The following is an 18308-nucleotide window of genomic DNA, read 5'->3' on the forward strand; positions in this document are numbered from 1 at the left end:
ACTGTCCCAACGGAAACGATAAGTGATCTACCCTACGCTTCGGTACGTATTTCCCCCGATAACATATCGGAGCGTCGATCATGTCCCAGAGCGAAAAACGTCAACTGGTCAGAGCTGCAATGAAAGCGCCCTACCTCACACGTGAGGAGGAACTGGAGCTGGCGATACGCTGGCGCCACCAAAGGGATGAAAAAGCGCTGGAGAAACTGTCTCTGTCGCACATGCGTCTCGTCATTGCCGTCGCCTCGCGCTTCCGTAACTTCGGCCTTTCACTGGGTGACCTGATCCAGGAAGGTCATGTGGGCCTGCTGGAGGCGGCCGCCAGATTCGAACCGGAACGGGAAGTCCGCTTTTCCACCTATGCCACGTGGTGGATCCGCGCCTCCATTCAGGATTACATCCTGCGCAACTGGTCGATCGTTCGCGGTGGCACCTCCTCCTCCCAGAAAGCTCTGTTCTTCAACTTGCGACGCTTGCGCGCAAAGCTCTCCGGCAATCAGACACCGCTTACCGACAGTGAACTCCACCAGAAGATCGCCGATGCCATCGGCGTCAAACAGTCCGACGTTGCGCTGATGAACGCCCGCCTGTCGGGCCCGGACACATCCCTGAACGCCCCGGTGGCCGACAGCGAAGGCTCCAGCGCCGACCGCCAGGACTTTCTCGTGTCCGACGCTCCGCTTCCGGACGAAATCGTGACGGTCAGCATCGATACCGAACGCCGCCAGCGCTGGCTCTCCTCCGCGCTGGAGGTTCTCAGCGAACGCGAACTGAAAATCGTGCGCGAACGGCGTCTGTCGGAAGATGGCGCCACACTGGAATCGCTTGGCGTGAAACTCGGCATTTCCAAGGAACGCGTGCGCCAGATCGAAAGCCGGGCCATGGAAAAACTGAAATCCGCCCTGTTGGCAGCACAGCCCGACCGGGCCGCCTATAGCACCTGACGACCTCCAACTCCTCCAAGTAACCTCTGACAGGCGGGCCTTTTGGTCCGCCTTTTTTTGAGGTGCACAAGCTGCCTGCCGGGCAGGACGTCAGTCGACGATCAGCTTGATGGCCGTGCCGGCCGGAATCGCCTGATTGGGGTTCAGGTCGTTCAGGATGGAGAAAAATTCCAGACGCCGTGACGGCTCGACACCGCTCATGCCGATGGCCAGTTTCCGCGGCGTGTCGCCCGGCTTGGAGTTGACGACCTTGATCCGGAGCGAACGCAGCCGTGCGCGTTCCGTGGGTGAAAGCTGCTTGAAGCTTTCCACCGTCTGGTGGAAATCACGGTCGAACGTGTCGTTGGGCGAACGGCTGGCGAAGATGAAGCGATACCCTGTCTTGCCGATCCGGACCACAGCGATACGGAAGGACCATCCTTGGGTGATGGCCGCCCCGGTGACCGCCGGCAGACCGTTGATCGTCGTTTCGCGCACGCTTTCAGACAGAAGCCCGTTGATCCAGCCGGAGTTCATATACTCGCGCAGGCTGGAATAGCCGCTGACATCGGCACCGTCGAAGCGGATCGCCGTGCCGGAGCCATTGCTGGCCAGCACCGCTTCGGGCGTGTTTTCCAGAATGTAGCCGGATGGCACGGTGTAACTTATGCCAAGCGCCTTGTGCAGGAACGAACGACCACGGACGAACCCTTCCAGCGGGTCATCACCGAACAACATGCCGTCAATCTGGCTGAGATAGCGGGTGCGGTCGCGCTCGCCGATGCCGGGGGCCCCGATCTGCCGGGCCGCGCGAATGGCGATCTGCAACCGTTCCGGCGTAGAGGGGTGCGACGACAGGAAGTCCGGCGCAGCCGAGGCCGACTTGTCGGCGGACTGATACTGGGCAAAGGCCGCCATGGAGCGCAGGAACCGGGCAGCGGCATAGGGATCGAACCCGGCTCTTGCCAGCGTCTTCACGCCGATATCGTCAGCCTCAAGCTCCTGCACCTGGCTGAAGCGGGCGAAGGAAAGCTGCGACGAGATGATTGCCTTGCGGGCTGCTTCGCTGTCCTGCACGACATCCGTCAGGATCTTGTTGGCAAGCTGCTTGGCTTCGGCGCGCTGCTGGCGTTTGATCGCGTGATTTGCCGTCACATGGGCCATTTCGTGCGCCAGCACGGCGGCAACTTCCGACGTGTCGTTGGCAAGGGCCAGCAGCCCGCGCGTCACGTACAGATAGCCGCCCGGAAGTGCGAAGGCGTTGATGGCCGGTGAATTCAGGATGGTAATCTTGTAGCTTTGCGAGGGGTCTTCCGATGCCGCCACCAGCCGGCCGACAACGCTGGCGACAGCGCGCTCCGCCCCGGCGTCCTTGTAGACACCGCCATAGGTGGCCACCACGCGCGGATGTTCGCGCTCGCCGATATCGGCTGCAAGGTTGGGGCGCAGGGTACCCGGCGTCACCGTGCCGACGGTTGGGCCGTCGCCAAGGAACTGGCAGGAGGCCACCAGAAGCGCGGTCCCGCCTGCAACAAGGGTGCGCAGCCAGCCCCGGCGCAGGCCGCGCCGTGCGGGCAAACATGCCGGCTGACGGAAATCAGTTGCTGCTTTGGCCGTCACGTCCTGCCCTTTTGTCATTCAGTACCACCAGTTGCTCCGGATGCCGGAGCACCATAGACGGTCCGTCCCGGTCCTGGACGGAGCCGCGTATTTCGACAACCTGTCCTTCCAGGGTATCCAGCGTCCAGCCGGACCGCCCGAGGGCCGCGTTGACCTCATCCTCGTCCGAGGCCTTCAACGTAACCGTGAAATCCGTTTTCCAGTAATTGCCGAAGTTCAGATAACGGGTGCTGCGTGTTTTTCCAAGAGAAACAATTCGCCCTCTTGCAATAACATAGTGCCCGGAAGCGCCGCTGAAAGACTTCGGTGCGGCAGTGGAATAAACAAGACGCGGCGTGGTCTTCCCCCACAGGCCTTCCCGGGCCTGGCTGGCCTGTGCTTCTGCGGCCCGCAAGGCATCCGCGCAGGCCGCACCTGCGTGATCCGGAGCGAAGATGGCAACACCTGCCCTCAAAAGCTCCGCCTGCAGAAGCACGGCATCGCCGTCACTACCGGATGAAGCAAACACCCAACCGGGCGTCAGTCCCCAGCGGTTTTCCGGCCCTGCAGGTGCCGCCGTCAGCTCAAGATCCGGTCGCCCTTCCAGATAGGCCTGCAAGCTGTTGTTGCCGTCATCCTGTCCGTCCGCCTGTTCAGACGCAGGCATCTGGATATCGCCTGCAAAAAAACGCTCGCCGGAAGCGGAGACAAACAGGGATTCATCGCTGTCATATGTCACGGGCACAGCGTTTTCAGGCGCTCCGGCGCAGGCGGCCACCGCCCTCATCGGCTCAAATGGCGCCAGTGGTGCTTGCTCAGTGGCAAAGACTGTCGGCGCGGCCAAAGCGCTCGCAATACAGGCGAAAAAAGCAGCGCCCGCCGCGCGCAGGCTGTTCACCCGCACGGCCTTCATCCAACCAGCTGTCAGTCGCCCTCTCGGCACGTCCGATCCCTTCACCTGATGGCGCGAACGTCTTCCACGGCACCACCTGTAAACAGACGGCGCAAGATCCACCACCCGGCAACATGCATGGCACCGGGCAAGGCTGAGAAAGCGGTCACGACGAACCAAACTGCTAAGCAGCGAATGAGGCAAGTCCAAGACAGGTGGATAAAACCGCAGTAAAAATAGGGAGACCAGCACAACGCTCCCCGCAGCGCGGCAGCGTCCCCTCTTGCCCCCGCCTGCACCTGAAACAATCCCCACGGGAGCCCACAGTCTGTTGCAGCCAGGGCTCGCCACGGACGTCAAATCGTGCTAATCGACCGCAATAAGGCCCCGTAGCTCAGCAGGATAGAGCATCAGATTCCTAATCTGAGGGTCGCGCGTTCGAATCGCGCCGGGGTCACCAGTTTTTCAAAAAGTCATCATGTGAGATGAAGACCGGCCGAGCATAGACCGCTCAAGGCCGGATAAAAGGCTGCGCGCAGGAAATGCAGCCGAAGCAACTTGTATAAAAACAGGTTCGTGCGCGCAGGCTTAAGGCGTCTGCGCTGCTAAAGTGTCGCTGCCCTTATGGCGTGACCGGAGTGTACAGCGTCGTGACCGGGATGCCCGTGGCAACGGAGCTGTCGGTCAGGGCCTGGCTTGGGTTGGTGGCCTTTGTGGCGGCGACGCCGGCGAGGATCATGGCGACGACGGCGATGCTCCAGAATTTCATGGCACTTCTCCCTAAAGTAAAAACCGCCTCTGCCAGTGCAGATTCAACTGCAGATGCGGGGTCTGTTCGAACCAGCGCACCCGGCCGGATGTGCCAAGGCGCACAAAAGCCGACCTTTTTGAAGAGTGGTGGATCCGGCGTCTGTTTCGGCAGACGCGGGAGGAAAGCCCGCCACAATTCTAAATTCGACTTTCGTCTATATTAGACTTTAGGATGATATCCGGCAATGCCGTAAAGTTACCTACGCGGTAACCTTCTGACACAGCGCCCTTTTCAGGCCGAAAGACCACTGAAACAGACACCCGTTTTGCACTGGCAAGGACAGGAAAGGCCTCAAACGGATGTTATGCGCTGCGCGGCTTGCGCCTTTGCGCCGCCAGTTCCCGCGTATAGGCTGACAGGGCGTCCAGGTGCTGCGCTGCCCCGGCGCTGTCTCGCGCGGCCAGCGCGTCGGCCAGGGCCTGATGCAGGTCGGCGATCCGCTCGCGGTCACGCAGCCGGTAAACCAGCATGTTCATGAGCGGCTGCATCGCCTCAAAGGCGGCAGACAACTGGAAGATCAGAATCGGGTTGTCCGTCGCTCTTGCGACGGCCGAGTGAAATGCGACGTCCGACGCGCAGAAATCCTCATCGCTCGTATCGTGATCTCTCTGGCGGGAAATTTCGCGGGCAAGCTCGGCAAGCTGTTCGTCAGTGCGTTTTTCCGCCGCCAACGGCAGAGCGGCGGCTTCCAGTGCGAAGCGGGCCTCGATGGCGTCTTCCAGAGGAATGTTGTTCATGCCGATGAGAAGCCGCGTGGTCGTCATCAGGTTGTCCTGCGCCTCGGCCCAGGTCATCCGGTTGACGAAAGCCCCGCCGGAGGAGCCGCGTTCGCTGCGAATGAGGTTTTGCGCAGCAAGCCGTTTCAGCGCCTCGCGCACCGTTGAGCGCGATACGCCGAAGCGCTCAGCCAGGTCGGCTTCGCTCGGCAGGCGCTCTTCGCCCGCAAGACGGCCTTCCAGAATGGCATTGCGGATGGCATTGGCGATCTGGACCGAAAGGCCCTCTTTTTGAATCGTGTTGAATTCAATCGCCAACAGAACCTCCGCATTTTCGCCTGAACACCGGCAAACCTAAAGAGACGGCCCGACACGGTCAAACGAATTGTTTAAATGTCTGACAATTAAATGTTTGACTTTTACGAACCACCCCCGCAGCCTAGGCGAAAATACATCGGGAGGATCGGGTGGACACCGTCGCGCGGCTCATGCCTGGCCACAGAGCGCTTTGGCTGACCTTTTACGCCGCCATTCTGGCGGCCTGGGCCGTGCTGTTCGCCATGCAGGCGGGGGCCCTGCGGGAAACGGCGGGCTTGCCGCTCACAGCGCCCTTCGGACAGCCGCTGGAGGCGTTCCTGTCGCTCTGCTCGGCGACGGCCGCCACGGCAGGCTTCAAAGCTGCCGTCCTCATGTGGGCCCTGATGGCCCTGGCGATGATGGCACCAACGGCCTTTCCCGCCTTTCGCACTTATGCGCAGCTCACGCAAACGGCCGACGCCGGCGGCCTGCCACTGGCTGCTCTGGTGGGCGGCTATCTGGCCGTCTGGCTTGGATTTTCCGTTCTGGCCGGGGCTCTTCAGGTCTGGCTCGCGGGACAGACCCTGCTCGATCCGTCAGGCAAATCCGTTTCCAGTTCCTTGAACGCAGCGCTGCTGCTGCTTGCGGGCGCCTATCAGTTCAGCCGGCTCAAGCAGGCCTACCTCAGTTCCTGCCAGAACCCGCTGACCTTCTTTTTCAGCCATTGGCGACCGGGCGCTCAGGGCGGGCTTTCGCTTGGCCTCAGGCTTGGTGCCGTCTGCCTCGGCTGCTGCTGGGCCTTGATGTTGCTTGCCTTTGTCGCCGGCACCATGAACCTCGCCTTCATGGGACTCGCCATGGTGCTGATGACGCTGGAAAAGCTTCCCGACATCGGCGCGAAACTAACCGCGCCCCTCGGCGTTTTCCTCATTCTGGCCGGACTGGTTGTTCTGGTTCTGCCGTTATTGCCAATAACCATATAGGGAGAAAACCATGTCTGGCTGGGCCATCCGCGGGGAGCTGATCCTCAACTGCAATTGCACCGTCTTCTGCCCCTGCGTGGTATCGCTCGGCCAGCATCCGCCCACTGAAGGCTATTGCCAGGCCTGGGCCGGGGTGCGCATCGACGAAGGCCACTACGAGGGTGAGGATCTGTCCGGCCTCAATGTTGGCCTGGTTCTGGAAATTCCCGGCCTGATGGCCCGTGGCAACTGGAAGGCCGCCGCCTATATCGACGAGCGCGCCAGCGAAGCGGCCTATGACGGCTTGATCAGGATCTTCTCCGGTCAGGCCAAGGGCACCACCGGCCTGTTCCGGGTTCTGGTCAGCGAGTTTCTGGGCGCCGAACGGGCCCCGGTCTCCTACACCAACGAAGGCAAGAAACGCCGCCTGATCGTCGGCAAGGCGATCAAGGGCGAGGTGGAGCCCGTGCGAGGCGCCAATCCCGACGAGGATATTGTCGTCAAGAACACCGAATACTGGATGGGTTCGGACATCACGGTGGCAACCGCTACGCAAGGGCGCGTGCGCGCTTACGGCAGGGTCTGGGATTTTGACGGCAGAAGTGCTGAAATCTGTCAGATCGACTGGTCCGGCCCGGCGGCGGAAGCCGCTGCCTGAAACCGCAGAGAAAAAGGAATATCTCATGACCTTCAAGGCACTGATTGTCGACAAGGACGAAGACGGCAAAACCCACGCCGCGATAGAGACCATCGACGTAAGCCGGTTGCCGGAAGCCGACGTTACCGTTGCCGTGGAATATTCCACGCTCAACTACAAGGACGGCCTGTGCCTTGGACCGGGCGGCGGCCTGGTCAGAAACTATCCGCATGTGCCCGGCATCGACTTTGCCGGCACGGTCGAGGAAAGCTCCGACGACTGGTACAAGCCGGGCGACAAGGTGGTGCTGACCGGCTGGCGCGTCGGCGAGGCCTGGTGGGGCGGCTATAGCCAGAAGGCGCGCGTCAAGGGCGAATGGCTGGTGCCCCTGCCCGAAGGCCTGACCACGCGCAACGCCATGGCGATAGGTACAGCCGGCTTCACGGCCATGCTGGCGGTGATGGCGCTTGAGGAACACGGCCTGAAGCCGGAAAACGGCCCGGTGCTGGTCACCGGTGCTGCTGGTGGCGTCGGCTCCGTGGCAACCGCCATTCTGGCCAATCTTGGCTATGAAGTTGCCGCCGTCACCGGGCGGGAAAGCACCTGGGATTATCTGAAGTCCCTTGGCGCTGCCAGCGTGGTGCCGCGTGATGATGTGGCCGAAACGGTCAAGCGTCCGCTGGAAAGCGAAACCTGGGCAGGCTGCGTCGATGCCGTTGGCGGCCCGATGCTGGCGCGGGTTCTCGGCCAGATGAAATACGGCGCTTCGGTTGCCGCCGTCGGCCTTGCGGGCGGCGCCAATCTGCCGGCCACGGTCATTCCGTTCCTGCTGCGCGGGGTCAACCTTCTGGGCATCGACAGCGTCATGAAGCCTTATGACGGCCGCCTGAAAGCCTGGGAACGGCTGGCAAAGGACCTGCCGATGGACAAGCTGGAAGCGATGATCCATCCGGCAACCCTGGAAGACCTGCCGGCGCTTGGCGCCGACATCCTGAAAGGCCAGGTCAAAGGCCGCGTCGTCGTCGATGTAAATGCCTGACACAGCTCGCTGCCCGGGTGGACAATGGGTCTGCCCGGGTTAGCATTCGCTGCGCCCCAGCCCGGTTTTGAAAAGTCGATCCCCCCGCACCTTCATTCGCCCTCCGGCCACGCACCTCCGTAGCTTCTGATTTGGTCGCGGGGCCACCCGGCCGATGCTTGGCCGAAACCACGATAAAGGCGCGGAAACCGGTTGCATTCGGGGGAAAGCTCCCATATAAGCGCCCGGTCCAGAGTCGTCCGGCTCGTCGTGGACTGGATTTCTGTGTTCTTGCACAGACCGTCTTCGACAACCAAGGGCATGCCGTGTCGGCTCTGAATGCACCAACAAAAGAGTATTCGTTCTGAACGGATGCACCAAGGAAAGGATGCAAAATGCCCAAGCTGAAGACGAAGTCCGGCGCCAAAAAGCGCTTCAAAGTGACCGCGACCGGCAAGGTGAAGACCGCGCAGGCCGGCAAGCGTCATGGCATGATCAAGCGCACGAACAAGTTCATCCGCAACGCCCGTGGCACCACCACGCTGAGCGATCAGGATGCAAAGATCGTGAAGCAGTTCCTGCCCTACGCTTAAAGCCAGCCCCGAAGGAGATCACCTAAATGTCACGCGTCAAACGGGGCGTTACCGCCCACGCTCGCCACAAAAAAGTAATCAAGGCAGCAAAAGGCTATTATGGCCGCCGCAAGAACACCATCCGCGTTGCCAAGCAGGCCGTCGAGAAGGCAGGACAATACGCCTATCGCGACCGCAAGGCCAAGAAGCGTAACTTCCGTTCGCTCTGGATCCAGCGCATCAACGCGGCAACCCGCCAGCACGGCATGACCTATGGCCGCTTCATCGACGGTCTGAACAAGGCCGGCATCGAAGTCGACCGCAAGGTTCTGTCCGACCTCGCCATCAACCAGCCGGATGCCTTCAAGGCCCTGGTTGATCAGGCACAGGGTGCTCTGGCCGCTTAAGGCTGACGTCCCGATCCGATCTGAAAAACGCGGTTCCTTCGAGCCGCGTTTTTTGTTGTCCGGCGCTTGCAGACCCATCCGGCAATCCAAAGCTGCAGATTCAGACCCTTCTCTTTTTTATTGCAAACGACGGAAATTGAAGCCTACCCTTTCACTTCTGGCGGGGCTGCCCTTTCGTCAGCCTTGCGGAACAAAAAAGGAGGGTTGGTTCCATGCAGTTTGTCGAGGCGATCTTCGCCCTTATCGGCGACCTGACATGGGGGTGGGCACTTATCCCATTTCTCGTTGTCATTGGCGTCTTTTTCTCGGTCGTTACCGGTTTCGTGCAACTCCGCTTCTTCTTGCGGATGTTCCGGGTGCTGTCTTCCAAGAACCAGTCCGGCGACCCCAATGCGATCTCAGCCCGTGAAGCGCTGCTTCTGTCCGTCGGCGGCCGGGTGGGCGGTGGCAACATTGCCGGGGTTGCGGTGGCCATTACGCTCGGTGGACCCGGCGCGGTATTCTGGATGTGGGCCGTTGCCCTCGTCGGCATGGCAACCAGCCTGATCGAATGTTCCCTCGCCCAGCTTTACAAGCGGTCCACCGGTGACGGCACCTATCGCGGCGGTCCGGCCCGCACCATCATTCACGGCCTTGGTGCGGACTACCGCTGGCTCGCGGTGCTTTACGCCATCTGCCTGATGGCTTCCTTCGCCTTCGGCTTCAACGCCTTTCAGGGCAACACCGTGGCCGGTGCGGCGGAAGAAAGCCTCGGGATCGGCCGTCTCTGGACCGGCATAGGCCTGACGGTGATCACCGGCCTGATCGTCTTCGGCGGCATTCACCGCATTGCCAAGGTAGCGGATGTCATCGTGCCGATCATGGCCGTCGGCTATATCGGCATAGCGCTGCTGATCATCCTTCTGAACATCACCGAAGTGCCGAGTGTCATCGCAACAATCGTTTCGAACGCCTTCGGCCTGGAAGAAGTGGTCGGCGGGGGCATGGGCGCCGCGCTTGCGCAAGGGCTGCGGCGCGGGCTGTTCTCCAACGAGGCCGGCCTCGGCTCGGCTCCCAACGTCGCGGCGACGGCGGAAGTCCGCCATCCGATCAGCCAGGGCATCACCCAGTCATTCTCGGTCTTCATCGACACGATGATCATCTGTACCTGTACGGCGCTGATCATCCTGCTTGGCGATGTCTATGTGCCGGGCGCAGAAAATGTTGACGGTGTTGTTCTGACCCAGCAGTCGCTTGCCTTCCACCTTGGAGACTGGACGAGCTATTTCCTGACCGGTGCAGTGCTTCTCTTCGCCTTCAGCTCGATCATCTACAACTACTACCTCGGCGAGAACGCGCTCAGCTCGATGACCTCCAGCACCATGGCACTGCATGTTCTCAGGGTTGCCGTCATGGGCGTTGTCTTCCTGGGGGCGACGGCGCCGAGCGCAACCTCGGTGTTCTTCTTCTCGGACCCGCTGATGGGGGTTCTGGCCGTGGTCAACCTGCTGGCGCTGATGATGCTGTTTCCAACGGCCAAGCGGATCCTGGACGACTTCAAGAGCCAGCTCCGGGAAGGCGTCGCCCGGCCTGTGCTGAACCCGGACAAGTTCGCGGATCTCGATATCGACCGCAGCGCCTGGACCGGCAAGGCACCGGACTGACAGGCCAAGAACATGATCCATCGGGAAGCGCGGCTATCTGGCCGCGCTTCCCTTTTGAAGCCGGGTGTGGTCCCCTGTCTGTGTCGGCACAGCATCTGAAGGCAGCAGGATGCCCCTCACAGTGAAACAACATGGTGTCCTGAAGGGCATGATCGCAGCGGTGATCGTTGCGGCCACCGGACTTGCCCTGGGCGCTTTTCAGTTTCCGCCAGAATGGCAGCCCGACGGCTCGCCACAGGCGCGCCTGGCCCTGGCCGCCAAATGCCTGCTTGCCTGCGCCTTCTGGCTGCTACTGTCGATCGGCATTTTGGCACGGCATCGCTTTTTCACCCCTGAAGACATCGATGGCAGCGGACTGACGTCTGGCACCACCAAGGCCAAGGTTCTACAGGCCGTACTGCAGAATACGCTGGAACAGACCGCCCTGGCCGCCTTTACCTATCTCGCCTTCGCGGCGCTGGCTCCGGCTGGCTATCTCGGCGCCTTGCCTGCCGCCGCTCTCCTGTTCTGGTGCGGGCGCGCACTGTTTTGGCGCGGCTACGCACAAGGGGCCGCTGCCAGATCCTTCGGCTTCGCACTCACCTTCTACTCAACCGTTCTGTTGTTTCTGGCAGCCCTGCTTTTCTCTTTTCCTTGACCCGGCAGATCCTTTTCCATGCATCACGCGATCATTTACGACTGCGAATATCTGACCGCGCCCGGCGCCATGAGCCGGCAGTGGTGCGGCCCGCTGGATCCTGATCCGAACGTTGCCCAGATCGGCGCTGTAAAACTCTCCCTTCAGGACGGACATGATATTCTCGATACCTTCAAGGTGCTGATCAAACCGATAGACAGGTTCGGCGCGCAGCCGACGGTGGACCCGTTTTTTACCGAACTGACCGGAATAACCCAGGCGGACATTGACCGTGAAGGCGTTGCACACAGCGACGCGCTGGCAAGATTTGCGACCTTTTCCGATGGCGCGACTTTCTGGTCCTGGGGCAAGGATGAACTGACCCTTCTGGCCATCAGCTCCTATGTTGAAGGTGTTACCCCGCCGATCCCCGCCCATCGCTTCGGCAACGCGATCGGCCTCGTCTTGAATGCAGGCACTCCCGTTGCCGACATGAGCAGAATGACAAGCGGTCGGCTGTCGGAATATTTCGGCTTCTCGACGCCGGATGGGCGGCAGCACGACGCTCTCGATGACGCCATGTCGGTTGCCGTGAGCCTGCAGCATCTTCTGAGGACGCAAAAACTGAGTGCGGACGATTTCACTCTGCCATTGACGGTCCGGCCGCCGGAACTGCAGGCACACCGCTCAGGCTGACTTTTCCAGTCGCACCCCAGATCCGATTCCCCGCGCGCTCAGGAATGCCCGCCGGCCGCAACTGGCTTGCCGCGGTTACCACCGCTATCCCCGTTTCTCACTGAAAAGTGTCCGGTTTTGCGCCACCACGTTAACGATTATTAATGGGAAATGGCGGTTTTCTGCGGACAAAAAGTTAACAAGAGGTTAACGTGGCACAGTGATTGCGACGTTTCAGGTGAGGCCGCCCAGCGCGTGCCATTCTGAAACAAAGAGGCGTTAAATCGTGCGAGTTAACCCGGTTTCATCTGCAGGTCGTGCCAAAGTGAGGCGTAAGCGTCCCTCCGTGGGAGAGACGGAATCCGAGCGTCAGGCTACCTATTCCGCGCAACTCCCCGTTCCCGTGGAACCGGAGCTTGAGCGCGAACAGATTACCTTCACCGAGCGCTACCGTCCGAACTCCATCTTTCTCGCCCACCTCATCGCGGCACGCGATGCAGAGCTTCACACAAGGTTGCGCAGGCAAACAGAACCTCTGACCGGCGTAAACTCCTATCGAGCCACCGCCGCGCTGCCACGCCTGCGGCCGGCCGGACGGCTGCTCAAGACCGAGCGCTAGAGCAACCCGTTTTGTAATTCCAGATGTACCACTGGATACCTTCGGCCCGGGGCATAGCTCCGGGCATTTTTTTGAATTTGGCACCGCCAGCTATAAGTGAGCGCAACTTGCCTTCTCGCTCGCCCCCTGCCTTCCCACCCGCTCTCTTTCCCATCAACCTCATCCTGAGGAGCGCGCTTGCGCGCGTCTCGAAGGATGTGCGGCAAATTCGGTCGCAGGTGGCCCATCCTTCGAGACAGCGCTTCGCGCTTCCTCAGGATGAGGGGAAGAAGGCTTGTCAGAGGGGAACTGCAGACACCCGGGATTGAAGCACCATGCCAAATGACGGCAGCCGGGAACAAAATCGGAATCCAGCCGTTATCCCTGAAGAGCAGCCAGACAACAGCTCACTCGACAAGATGTGACGCGCGTCACGTTTTTCTGTTGCCGGGCACCCTATATTGGAGAACAGATCCGGACTCCCCGGACCTCCGAATGACTGGCCACGGACTGGCCCACCCCGGAGACTGAAATGCAAGTAAGACCCGTATCCGCCATCCATCCCATGCGCATCCGGCAGAAGCCGGTAACGGCACCTGCCGGGCAAAATGGGTCAGGTTCCGCCTCCTACGGCCTGTTCGGCGCATTGGATGCCGTCCCCGCACATATCGCTGCACAGGCCCCGGAGCGCGATGCCTATCACGGCGCACATGCAGAATACGCCACCCAGCTTCTGGCGGGTGACGTATATGATGAGGAAACCTGGCTGGAGCGCCGGCGGCACGTCGCGCAATATACATCCGCCGCCGACGATGGCGAAGAACGCGCCTATACCATTTCCCTGTCTGCCTGATCTGCTAGAAGGCACTCAGGCTTCAACACGCAGGAAACCGGCCAGGCCGGTTTTCTGGTGTTCGATCACGTGACAATGAAACGCCCAGTCGCCCGGATTGTCGGCGACGAGCGCCACTTCCATCGTTTCTTCTTCCAGAAGCAGCGCCGTATCCGTGATCAGCGGCGGCAGCTTGCGCTTGTTCGACCGCAGCAACTGAAACGACATGCCGTGAAGATGGATCGGGTGATCGTTCGGCGTCTCGTTTCTGAAACGCAGGATGTAGGACTTGCCATGGCGCAAGGTCGCCAGCGGATCGAACGGCCCCGGCACATCCCCACCCCAGGCAACCCGGTTGATCGACCAGAAGGTATAGCCAAGCGAACCGCAGATGCTTGCCTGCGGCGCATCCCCGCCCGGCGACCAGCCAAACACGAAATCCAGAACCTCGGCGTTGGCAAGATCCGCGACGGGCACAGGGTTTGGTGACAGGGGTTTCAACTCGCGCAGATCTCTGCCGGCGGTCGCACCCTTCGGCTGAAACGTTGCCAGCACCTTGTCCCCATTCGGTTTTTTCAGAACAAGCGTGGCGACCTGGTCTTCGCTGTCCGGCACACGCAGGGCAACGTCCGCGCGCTGGCCGGGTGCAAGCACGATTTCGTCCATCGCCACCGGTTGCGGCAACGGATTGCTGTCCAGCGCGATCACCAGAGCATCCGCACCGGAGATCTTGTAGGTGCCGACCCTTGTCAGGTCGGTGACAGCCAGACGCAGGCGCACGAGGCTGCCGGCGGCAAGTTCATACACAGGTTGAGGCTGCCAGTTGACCGTCGAAACGGTGCCCAGCGTGCCACCCCTTGCCGCGTTCCGGGGCTTGTAGAAGGCGATAAACTGGCCGTCGCCTCCCAGCCGGAAATCGCGGATGTTGAGCGGCAAATCGCTGTCGAAACCCGCGTCTTCCTCGTCCTCCACCACGATGACGCCGGTCAGCCCCCGGGCAATCTGTTCCAGCGTGTTGCAATGCGGGTGATACCAGAAGGTGCCCGCATCCGGTGGTGTGAACTCGTACCGGAAGGAGTTTCCGGCGTCGATCGGATATTGCGTCAGATAGGGAACACCATCCATGTTGTTGGCGATTCTGAGCCCGTGCCAATGCACCGTCGATGCTTCATCAAGCGCGTTGTGAACGTCGATGGTGGTGGTCTGCCCTTTGCGGAACCGCAGCACAGGGGGCGCCTCACCGGGGTTGAAGCTCATCATGTCCGCGGTCACCGTTTCCGGCAGCACAGCATGACTGAGATTGGAAAGGGTCAGGCTGTGCTCGGCAGCCAGCGCCTGTCTGGCGCCAAGCCCGCCAGCCGCAAACGCGGTCAGCGCTCCGGCGCCGCCAAGCAGGATCTCCCGCCTCGAAAATCCGGGCATTTTGAAAACCTCATTTGATAGTCGGCGCGTCCAAGCGCACCAAACACCCGCGTGGCTGCAATCACAAGGTTCAAATTGACGCGGCCAGGTGGCCTGCCGACGACGCCTCAATAGCCCGCGGCATGTCCATCCTTGCGCGGATCGGACCCCGCCGTGAGCAGATGCCGGGCCTTGTCAATCATGATCGCCTGAGATCCGCCGATCGGGCCGTTCGCAGTCACGACGGTATGGCCAAGGGCACGCAATCCGTCCAGCGTGGACGATGGCACGAGCCTTTCCGCCTGAAGCTCGTGGTTGGCGATATCGAAGAACATGCGCGGGAAATCGATGGCTGCCTGCACGTCCATGCCGTAATCGACGATGTTGGTCAGCACATGCGCATGGCCGCAGGCCTGGTAGTGGCCGCCCATCACACCGAAGGAGAGGAACGGCGCGCCCTCCTTGAGCACCATCGCGGGAATGATCGTATGCATCGGCCGCTTGCCGCCGTCGATGGTATTGGCATGCCCGGGCTCAACCCGGAATGATTTGCCGCGGCAATGCAGCAACACACCGGTTTCCGGAGCGACGATGCCGCTGCCGAAATTGCTGAACAGCGAATTGATGAAGGACACCGCAAGACCGTCCTTGTCGACAATCGTCAGATAGACTGTGTCGGTCTGCGGGGCCAGTGCACTTGACGGAACGGAGGCCATCCGGCTGGTCGGTGAGACCTGCCGGGCAAGCTGATCGATATAGTCGGAACCGATCAGCCGTGTGTGACACACATCCATGTAACCCGGATCGGTGATGAACTGCTCCCGTACGCCATAGGCCAGACGCGCCGCTTCCATTTCCAGGTGGAACCGTTCCGGGCCGAACGGATCGAGGGTTTCCAGGTCGAACCGCTCCAGAATGCCGAGCATGATCAACGCGACCACCCCCTGACCGTTGGGCGGCAGTTCGGCCACCGTATGGCCCTTGTAGTCTCTCAACACGGGCGATACCGCCGTCGTGTGGCAGGAGGCCAGATCGTCATGTGTCATCAGCCCGCCGCGAGACGCCAGCGCACTCACGATGTCATCGGCAATCGGACCGGAGTAGAAGGCGTCCGCCCCGCCCTCTGCAACCGCCGACAGGGTGTCTGCAAGATGCGGATATTTGAGGATCGTGCCGGTTTTCGGCGCTTCACCCTTGATCAGGTAGCGCGCGGCCGAAATCTCGTCGGCCCGGAGCTTGTCAACCTCGCCCGCCCAGTCGCTGGCAACGCGCGGTGCCACCGGAAAACCGTCCCGGGCATATTGAATGGCCCGTTTGAACAGGGACTTGAAGCTCTTGGTGCCATGGGCCTTCAGCAGTGTTTCCCAGGCTCGAACGGCGCCCGGAACGGTCACCGCGTGCGGCGAGCCGTCCGTGATCTCTTTCACGCCCAGTTCGGCCAGCTTTTGCGGCTTTGCGGCACGGGGAGCAGCGCCCGAGCCGTTGAACCCCGTCAGGCGGCCGTCCGGCTCCATGACGATGGCAAAACAGTCGCCACCGATACCGGTCATATGCGGTTCGACAACACATTGGACAGCAACCGCCGCGATGGCGGCGTCGACGGCATTGCCGCCAGACTGAAGCACTTCCAGAGCCGCACTCGTCGCCAGGGGATGCGAGGTCGCGGCCGCAGCTTCTCGCGCAAAAACCGGGGACCGGCCCGGAGCCTGAAAATCACGCTTCACTGAATTTCTCCTGCCCGAAGTATGTTTCTTTCCGAATCGCACTAACAGCTTCTCGGGAATACCGGCTATGCCCCACTACAGCCTTCTGTTAGCAAATCGGTATCGCGGCCGGCACCTTAAGGAGAAGTAGGAAAATGCGCAAACTGACATTATCAACGGCAGAGACCATCATTTCAGCCGCGTTTGAAAAGGCGGCCGAGCTATCCCTGAAGCCGCTGACCGTTGCTGTTCTCGATGCCGGTGGCCACGCAATCCTGCTCAAGCGCCAGGACGGGTCCTCGATCATGCGTCCGCAGATTGCCACGGGCAAAGCCATTGGTGCGCTGGCGGTCGGCACCGGCACCCGGTGGCTGAATGCCAACGCGGAGTCCCGTCCGCATTTCGTCAATGCGCTGAACGGAGTATCTGGCGGAGCCATCGTTCCGGTGCCTGGCGGTGTTCTGGTGAAGAACGACGAAGGCGAAACCCTCGGTGCCGTCGGCATCACCGGAGACACCTCCGACAACGACGAAGCCTGCGCTGTGGCTGGTATTGCCGCCGTCGGCCTGGTCGCCGACTGCGGCTAGAAAAGCGCCTCCACTCAGCCTCATCCTGACAATTGACTGTGCGTTTCAGGATAAGGCTGGGTTGGTCGGTCTCTTCATTTCAGGCTGGGGGGCAATCGGCAGCCAGAACCTTGCGGTAGAGGCCCAAAGGCCCTGATTCCGGCTGCAGCGTTTCGACCAGCAGCCAATCCCGCTTGAGAACGAGCGAACGGGCTGTTGCCGTCGCAGTCAGAATTTCCGGAAACCCGAGCTGTTCTGCTTGTCTCTCGGCGGCGGCAATAAGATCTCCGCCGATCCCGGCTTTCCGGAAATCGCGATGCACCAGCAGCGCGGTCAGCCAGGCTCCGGGATAAAGGTCCGATCCTGGAGAGGTATCGCGAAGCGAAACCGTGCCCAACGGCCTGCCATCAGTGTCCAGCGCAACCAGACAACGGGGCAGCCGGGCAGCGGGCTGAAGGCATTGCTCCAGATCCTGCCGCGCTTCGCCTCGCCCATCAGGGCCATACCAGCCGGGCCATTCGTCGATGAACCAGGCTTCCAGAACGTTCAAAACCGCAGGTTCGTCGCCAAGCGCAACAATGGCGACATTCCCAAAAGCGTGATCACGGCCCATGTCAGACGTCTAGAACGCCTCAGGGTTTTTCGCTGAGCTTGTTGATCTTCTTCTGCATGTCTTCCAGTTGGCGCTTCATCTCGTCGAGATCGCTGCCACCGGACTTTGCCGGTTTGGACGTGCTCGCCTGGTTGGAAGACGCAGCAGTTGCATCCGGGCTTCCGGCCGGAAAGGGCATGAACATCTTCATGGCCCGCTCGAACATTTCCGTGTTCCGCTTGACCTGATCCTCAATGGCCTCGAACGCCGTCGCGCCGAAAGCATCGCTCATTTGCGAGCGCAGCTTTTCCTGCTCCTTGGTGAGCGAGGTCATGGAATACTCCAGGAAGCTCGGCACGAGACCCTGCATGCTGTCGCCGTAAAAGCGGATCAGCTGTCGCAGGAACGTGACCGGCAGAAGGTTCTGCCCCTTGCCTTCCTGTTCGAAAATGATCTGGGTCAGGACCGAGCGGGTGATGTCCTCACCGCTCTTTGCGTCATAGACGACAAAGTCCTCCTCCCCCTTCACCATCACCGCCAGGTCTTCAAGCGTGACATAGGTGCTGGTGCCGGTGTTATACAGCCGCCGGTTGGCGTATTTCTTGATGATTGTCGGCTCGTTGGTCTTGGCCATCCGTGAATTCCGCCTATCAGCCTTTTGGCTCGTTTCCCATTTGACGACAAGGCTTTCGCAGGCCTGTCATCTCCTCCGTGTTAGAGACTAAGCCAATCGTGTCGGATCGTGCCAGCCTTTTTATGTGCACTGACGAAAGGATGATGCCGCAAATGCGAAAACACGCCATCGATATGAAGTGTTACTGTTGACACAAATCCCACCACAGTTTCTA

Annotated in this window: 20 protein-coding genes and 1 tRNA gene; 13 read left to right on the forward strand and 8 right to left on the reverse strand. The window is 60.9% G+C overall.

The genetic code is table 11. The features are described 5' to 3' along the window. Positions 1–80 precede the first annotated feature (80 nt). Positions 81–944, forward strand: coding sequence for an RNA polymerase factor sigma-32 (locus FMN63_RS18720; protein ID WP_148585702.1), 864 nt, complete (start codon positions 81–83; stop codon positions 942–944). A 90-nt stretch (positions 945–1034) separates the two neighbouring features. On the opposite strand, the gene FMN63_RS18725 is transcribed toward FMN63_RS18720, so the two are convergent. After that, complete coding sequence (locus FMN63_RS18725) at positions 1035–2561, reverse strand: M48 family metalloprotease (protein WP_209001232.1); 1527 nt, start codon at positions 2559–2561, stop codon at positions 1035–1037. Beyond that, a complete protein-coding gene (locus FMN63_RS18730; RefSeq protein ID WP_148585703.1) occupies positions 2521–3426 on the reverse strand; it encodes a hypothetical protein in 906 nt (301 codons plus the stop codon). Before FMN63_RS18730 ends, FMN63_RS18725 begins: the two co-directional genes overlap by 41 nt. A gap of 371 nt (positions 3427–3797) precedes the next feature. On the opposite strand from FMN63_RS18730, the gene FMN63_RS18735 reads away from it, so the two are divergent. Beyond that, a tRNA-Arg gene (locus tag FMN63_RS18735) sits at positions 3798–3874 on the forward strand. Positions 3875–4036: 162 nt separating this feature from the next. Here the strand turns inward: FMN63_RS18735 and FMN63_RS29410 are convergent. Together FMN63_RS29410 and FMN63_RS18740 are read right to left on the reverse strand one after the other, a co-directional pair. Beyond that, on the reverse strand, positions 4037–4183 hold the full coding sequence (locus FMN63_RS29410; protein WP_153297102.1) for a hypothetical protein: 147 nt from the start codon (positions 4181–4183) through the stop codon (positions 4037–4039). A 344-nt stretch (positions 4184–4527) separates the two neighbouring features. After that, positions 4528–5259: a FadR/GntR family transcriptional regulator gene (locus FMN63_RS18740; protein WP_148585704.1), complete on the reverse strand. Its 732-nt coding sequence runs from the start codon at positions 5257–5259 to the stop codon at positions 4528–4530. Between the two features lie 149 nt (positions 5260–5408). On the opposite strand from FMN63_RS18740, the gene FMN63_RS18745 reads away from it, so the two are divergent. The 10 genes from FMN63_RS18745 (at position 5409) to FMN63_RS18790 (ending at position 13219) form a co-directional block, all read left to right on the forward strand. Continuing rightward, positions 5409–6221 (forward strand): DUF2182 domain-containing protein, encoded by an 813-nt coding sequence (locus FMN63_RS18745; protein WP_209001233.1) that lies wholly within the window; start codon positions 5409–5411, stop codon positions 6219–6221. 10 nt (positions 6222–6231) lie between these two features. Continuing rightward, the gene (locus tag FMN63_RS18750; RefSeq protein WP_148585705.1) at positions 6232–6858 is read left to right on the forward strand and encodes a DUF1326 domain-containing protein; all 627 of its coding nucleotides are present in this window, start codon (positions 6232–6234) and stop codon (positions 6856–6858) included. Positions 6859–6883: 25 nt separating this feature from the next. Then, the gene (gene acuI, locus FMN63_RS18755; protein ID WP_148585706.1) at positions 6884–7876 is read left to right on the forward strand and encodes an acryloyl-CoA reductase; all 993 of its coding nucleotides are present in this window, start codon (positions 6884–6886) and stop codon (positions 7874–7876) included. Positions 7877–8250: 374 nt separating this feature from the next. Continuing rightward, entirely contained in the window at positions 8251–8448 is a 198-nt protein-coding gene (gene rpmI / locus FMN63_RS18760; protein ID WP_023002610.1) for a 50S ribosomal protein L35, read from the forward strand. Positions 8449–8474: 26 nt separating this feature from the next. Further along, entirely contained in the window at positions 8475–8834 is a 360-nt protein-coding gene (rplT, locus tag FMN63_RS18765) for a 50S ribosomal protein L20 (RefSeq protein WP_023002609.1), read from the forward strand. A 212-nt stretch (positions 8835–9046) separates the two neighbouring features. After that, complete coding sequence (locus FMN63_RS18770; protein WP_148585707.1) at positions 9047–10477, forward strand: alanine/glycine:cation symporter family protein; 1431 nt, start codon at positions 9047–9049, stop codon at positions 10475–10477. A gap of 121 nt (positions 10478–10598) precedes the next feature. After that, a complete protein-coding gene (locus FMN63_RS18775) occupies positions 10599–11114 on the forward strand; it encodes an MAPEG family protein (protein ID WP_286192701.1) in 516 nt (171 codons plus the stop codon). 18 nt (positions 11115–11132) lie between these two features. Next, positions 11133–11789, forward strand: a complete 657-nt coding sequence (locus tag FMN63_RS18780) for a 3'-5' exonuclease (protein WP_148585708.1) — start codon at positions 11133–11135, stop codon at positions 11787–11789. A 304-nt stretch (positions 11790–12093) separates the two neighbouring features. After that, positions 12094–12387 (forward strand): hypothetical protein, encoded by a 294-nt coding sequence (locus FMN63_RS18785; protein WP_209001235.1) that lies wholly within the window; start codon positions 12094–12096, stop codon positions 12385–12387. A gap of 511 nt (positions 12388–12898) precedes the next feature. Further along, entirely contained in the window at positions 12899–13219 is a 321-nt protein-coding gene (locus FMN63_RS18790; protein ID WP_148585709.1) for a hypothetical protein, read from the forward strand. Between the two features lie 15 nt (positions 13220–13234). Here FMN63_RS18790 and FMN63_RS18795 read toward each other — a convergent pair whose 3' ends face one another. After that, entirely contained in the window at positions 13235–14620 is a 1386-nt protein-coding gene (locus FMN63_RS18795; protein WP_148585710.1) for a multicopper oxidase family protein, read from the reverse strand. 107 nt (positions 14621–14727) lie between these two features. Continuing rightward, positions 14728–16323: a gamma-glutamyltransferase gene (gene ggt / locus FMN63_RS18800; protein WP_148585711.1), complete on the reverse strand. Its 1596-nt coding sequence runs from the start codon at positions 16321–16323 to the stop codon at positions 14728–14730. A gap of 134 nt (positions 16324–16457) precedes the next feature. On the opposite strand from ggt, the gene FMN63_RS18805 reads away from it, so the two are divergent. Next, positions 16458–16889, forward strand: a complete 432-nt coding sequence (locus tag FMN63_RS18805) for a GlcG/HbpS family heme-binding protein (protein WP_148585712.1) — start codon at positions 16458–16460, stop codon at positions 16887–16889. Positions 16890–16968: 79 nt separating this feature from the next. On the opposite strand, the gene FMN63_RS18810 is transcribed toward FMN63_RS18805, so the two are convergent. Both FMN63_RS18810 and phaR read right to left on the reverse strand, forming a co-directional pair. After that, a complete protein-coding gene (locus FMN63_RS18810; protein ID WP_148585713.1) occupies positions 16969–17481 on the reverse strand; it encodes a GNAT family N-acetyltransferase in 513 nt (170 codons plus the stop codon). A 19-nt stretch (positions 17482–17500) separates the two neighbouring features. Next, on the reverse strand, positions 17501–18094 hold the full coding sequence (phaR, locus tag FMN63_RS18815; protein WP_148585714.1) for a polyhydroxyalkanoate synthesis repressor PhaR: 594 nt from the start codon (positions 18092–18094) through the stop codon (positions 17501–17503). Positions 18095–18308: the final 214 nt, after the last annotated feature.

It is taken from the genome of Stappia sp. BW2 (assembly GCF_008107695.1).
GTDB lineage: Bacteria > Pseudomonadota > Alphaproteobacteria > Rhizobiales > Stappiaceae > Roseibium.

Excerpts from the sequence above, each read along its gene's own strand:
- FMN63_RS18780 (WP_148585708.1), top strand. The coding sequence starts at position 11,133 with ATGCATCACGCGATCATTTACGACTGCGAATATCTGACCGCGCCCGGC.
- rpmI (WP_023002610.1), top strand. The coding sequence starts at position 8,251 with ATGCCCAAGCTGAAGACGAAGTCCGGCGCCAAAAAGCGCTTCAAAGTG.
- phaR (WP_148585714.1), bottom strand. The coding sequence starts at position 18,094 with ATGGCCAAGACCAACGAGCCGACAATCATCAAGAAATACGCCAACCGG.
- FMN63_RS18790 (WP_148585709.1), top strand. The coding sequence starts at position 12,899 with ATGCAAGTAAGACCCGTATCCGCCATCCATCCCATGCGCATCCGGCAG.
- FMN63_RS18725 (WP_209001232.1), bottom strand. The coding sequence starts at position 2,561 with ATGACAAAAGGGCAGGACGTGACGGCCAAAGCAGCAACTGATTTCCGT.
- FMN63_RS18770 (WP_148585707.1), top strand. The coding sequence starts at position 9,047 with ATGCAGTTTGTCGAGGCGATCTTCGCCCTTATCGGCGACCTGACATGG.
- FMN63_RS18750 (WP_148585705.1), top strand. The coding sequence starts at position 6,232 with ATGTCTGGCTGGGCCATCCGCGGGGAGCTGATCCTCAACTGCAATTGC.
- FMN63_RS18810 (WP_148585713.1), bottom strand. The coding sequence starts at position 17,481 with ATGGGCCGTGATCACGCTTTTGGGAATGTCGCCATTGTTGCGCTTGGC.
- FMN63_RS18805 (WP_148585712.1), top strand. The coding sequence starts at position 16,458 with ATGCGCAAACTGACATTATCAACGGCAGAGACCATCATTTCAGCCGCG.
- FMN63_RS18795 (WP_148585710.1), bottom strand. The coding sequence starts at position 14,620 with ATGCCCGGATTTTCGAGGCGGGAGATCCTGCTTGGCGGCGCCGGAGCG.
- rplT (WP_023002609.1), top strand. The coding sequence starts at position 8,475 with ATGTCACGCGTCAAACGGGGCGTTACCGCCCACGCTCGCCACAAAAAA.
- FMN63_RS18720 (WP_148585702.1), top strand. The coding sequence starts at position 81 with ATGTCCCAGAGCGAAAAACGTCAACTGGTCAGAGCTGCAATGAAAGCG.
- FMN63_RS29410 (WP_153297102.1), bottom strand. The coding sequence starts at position 4,183 with ATGAAATTCTGGAGCATCGCCGTCGTCGCCATGATCCTCGCCGGCGTC.
- acuI (WP_148585706.1), top strand. The coding sequence starts at position 6,884 with ATGACCTTCAAGGCACTGATTGTCGACAAGGACGAAGACGGCAAAACC.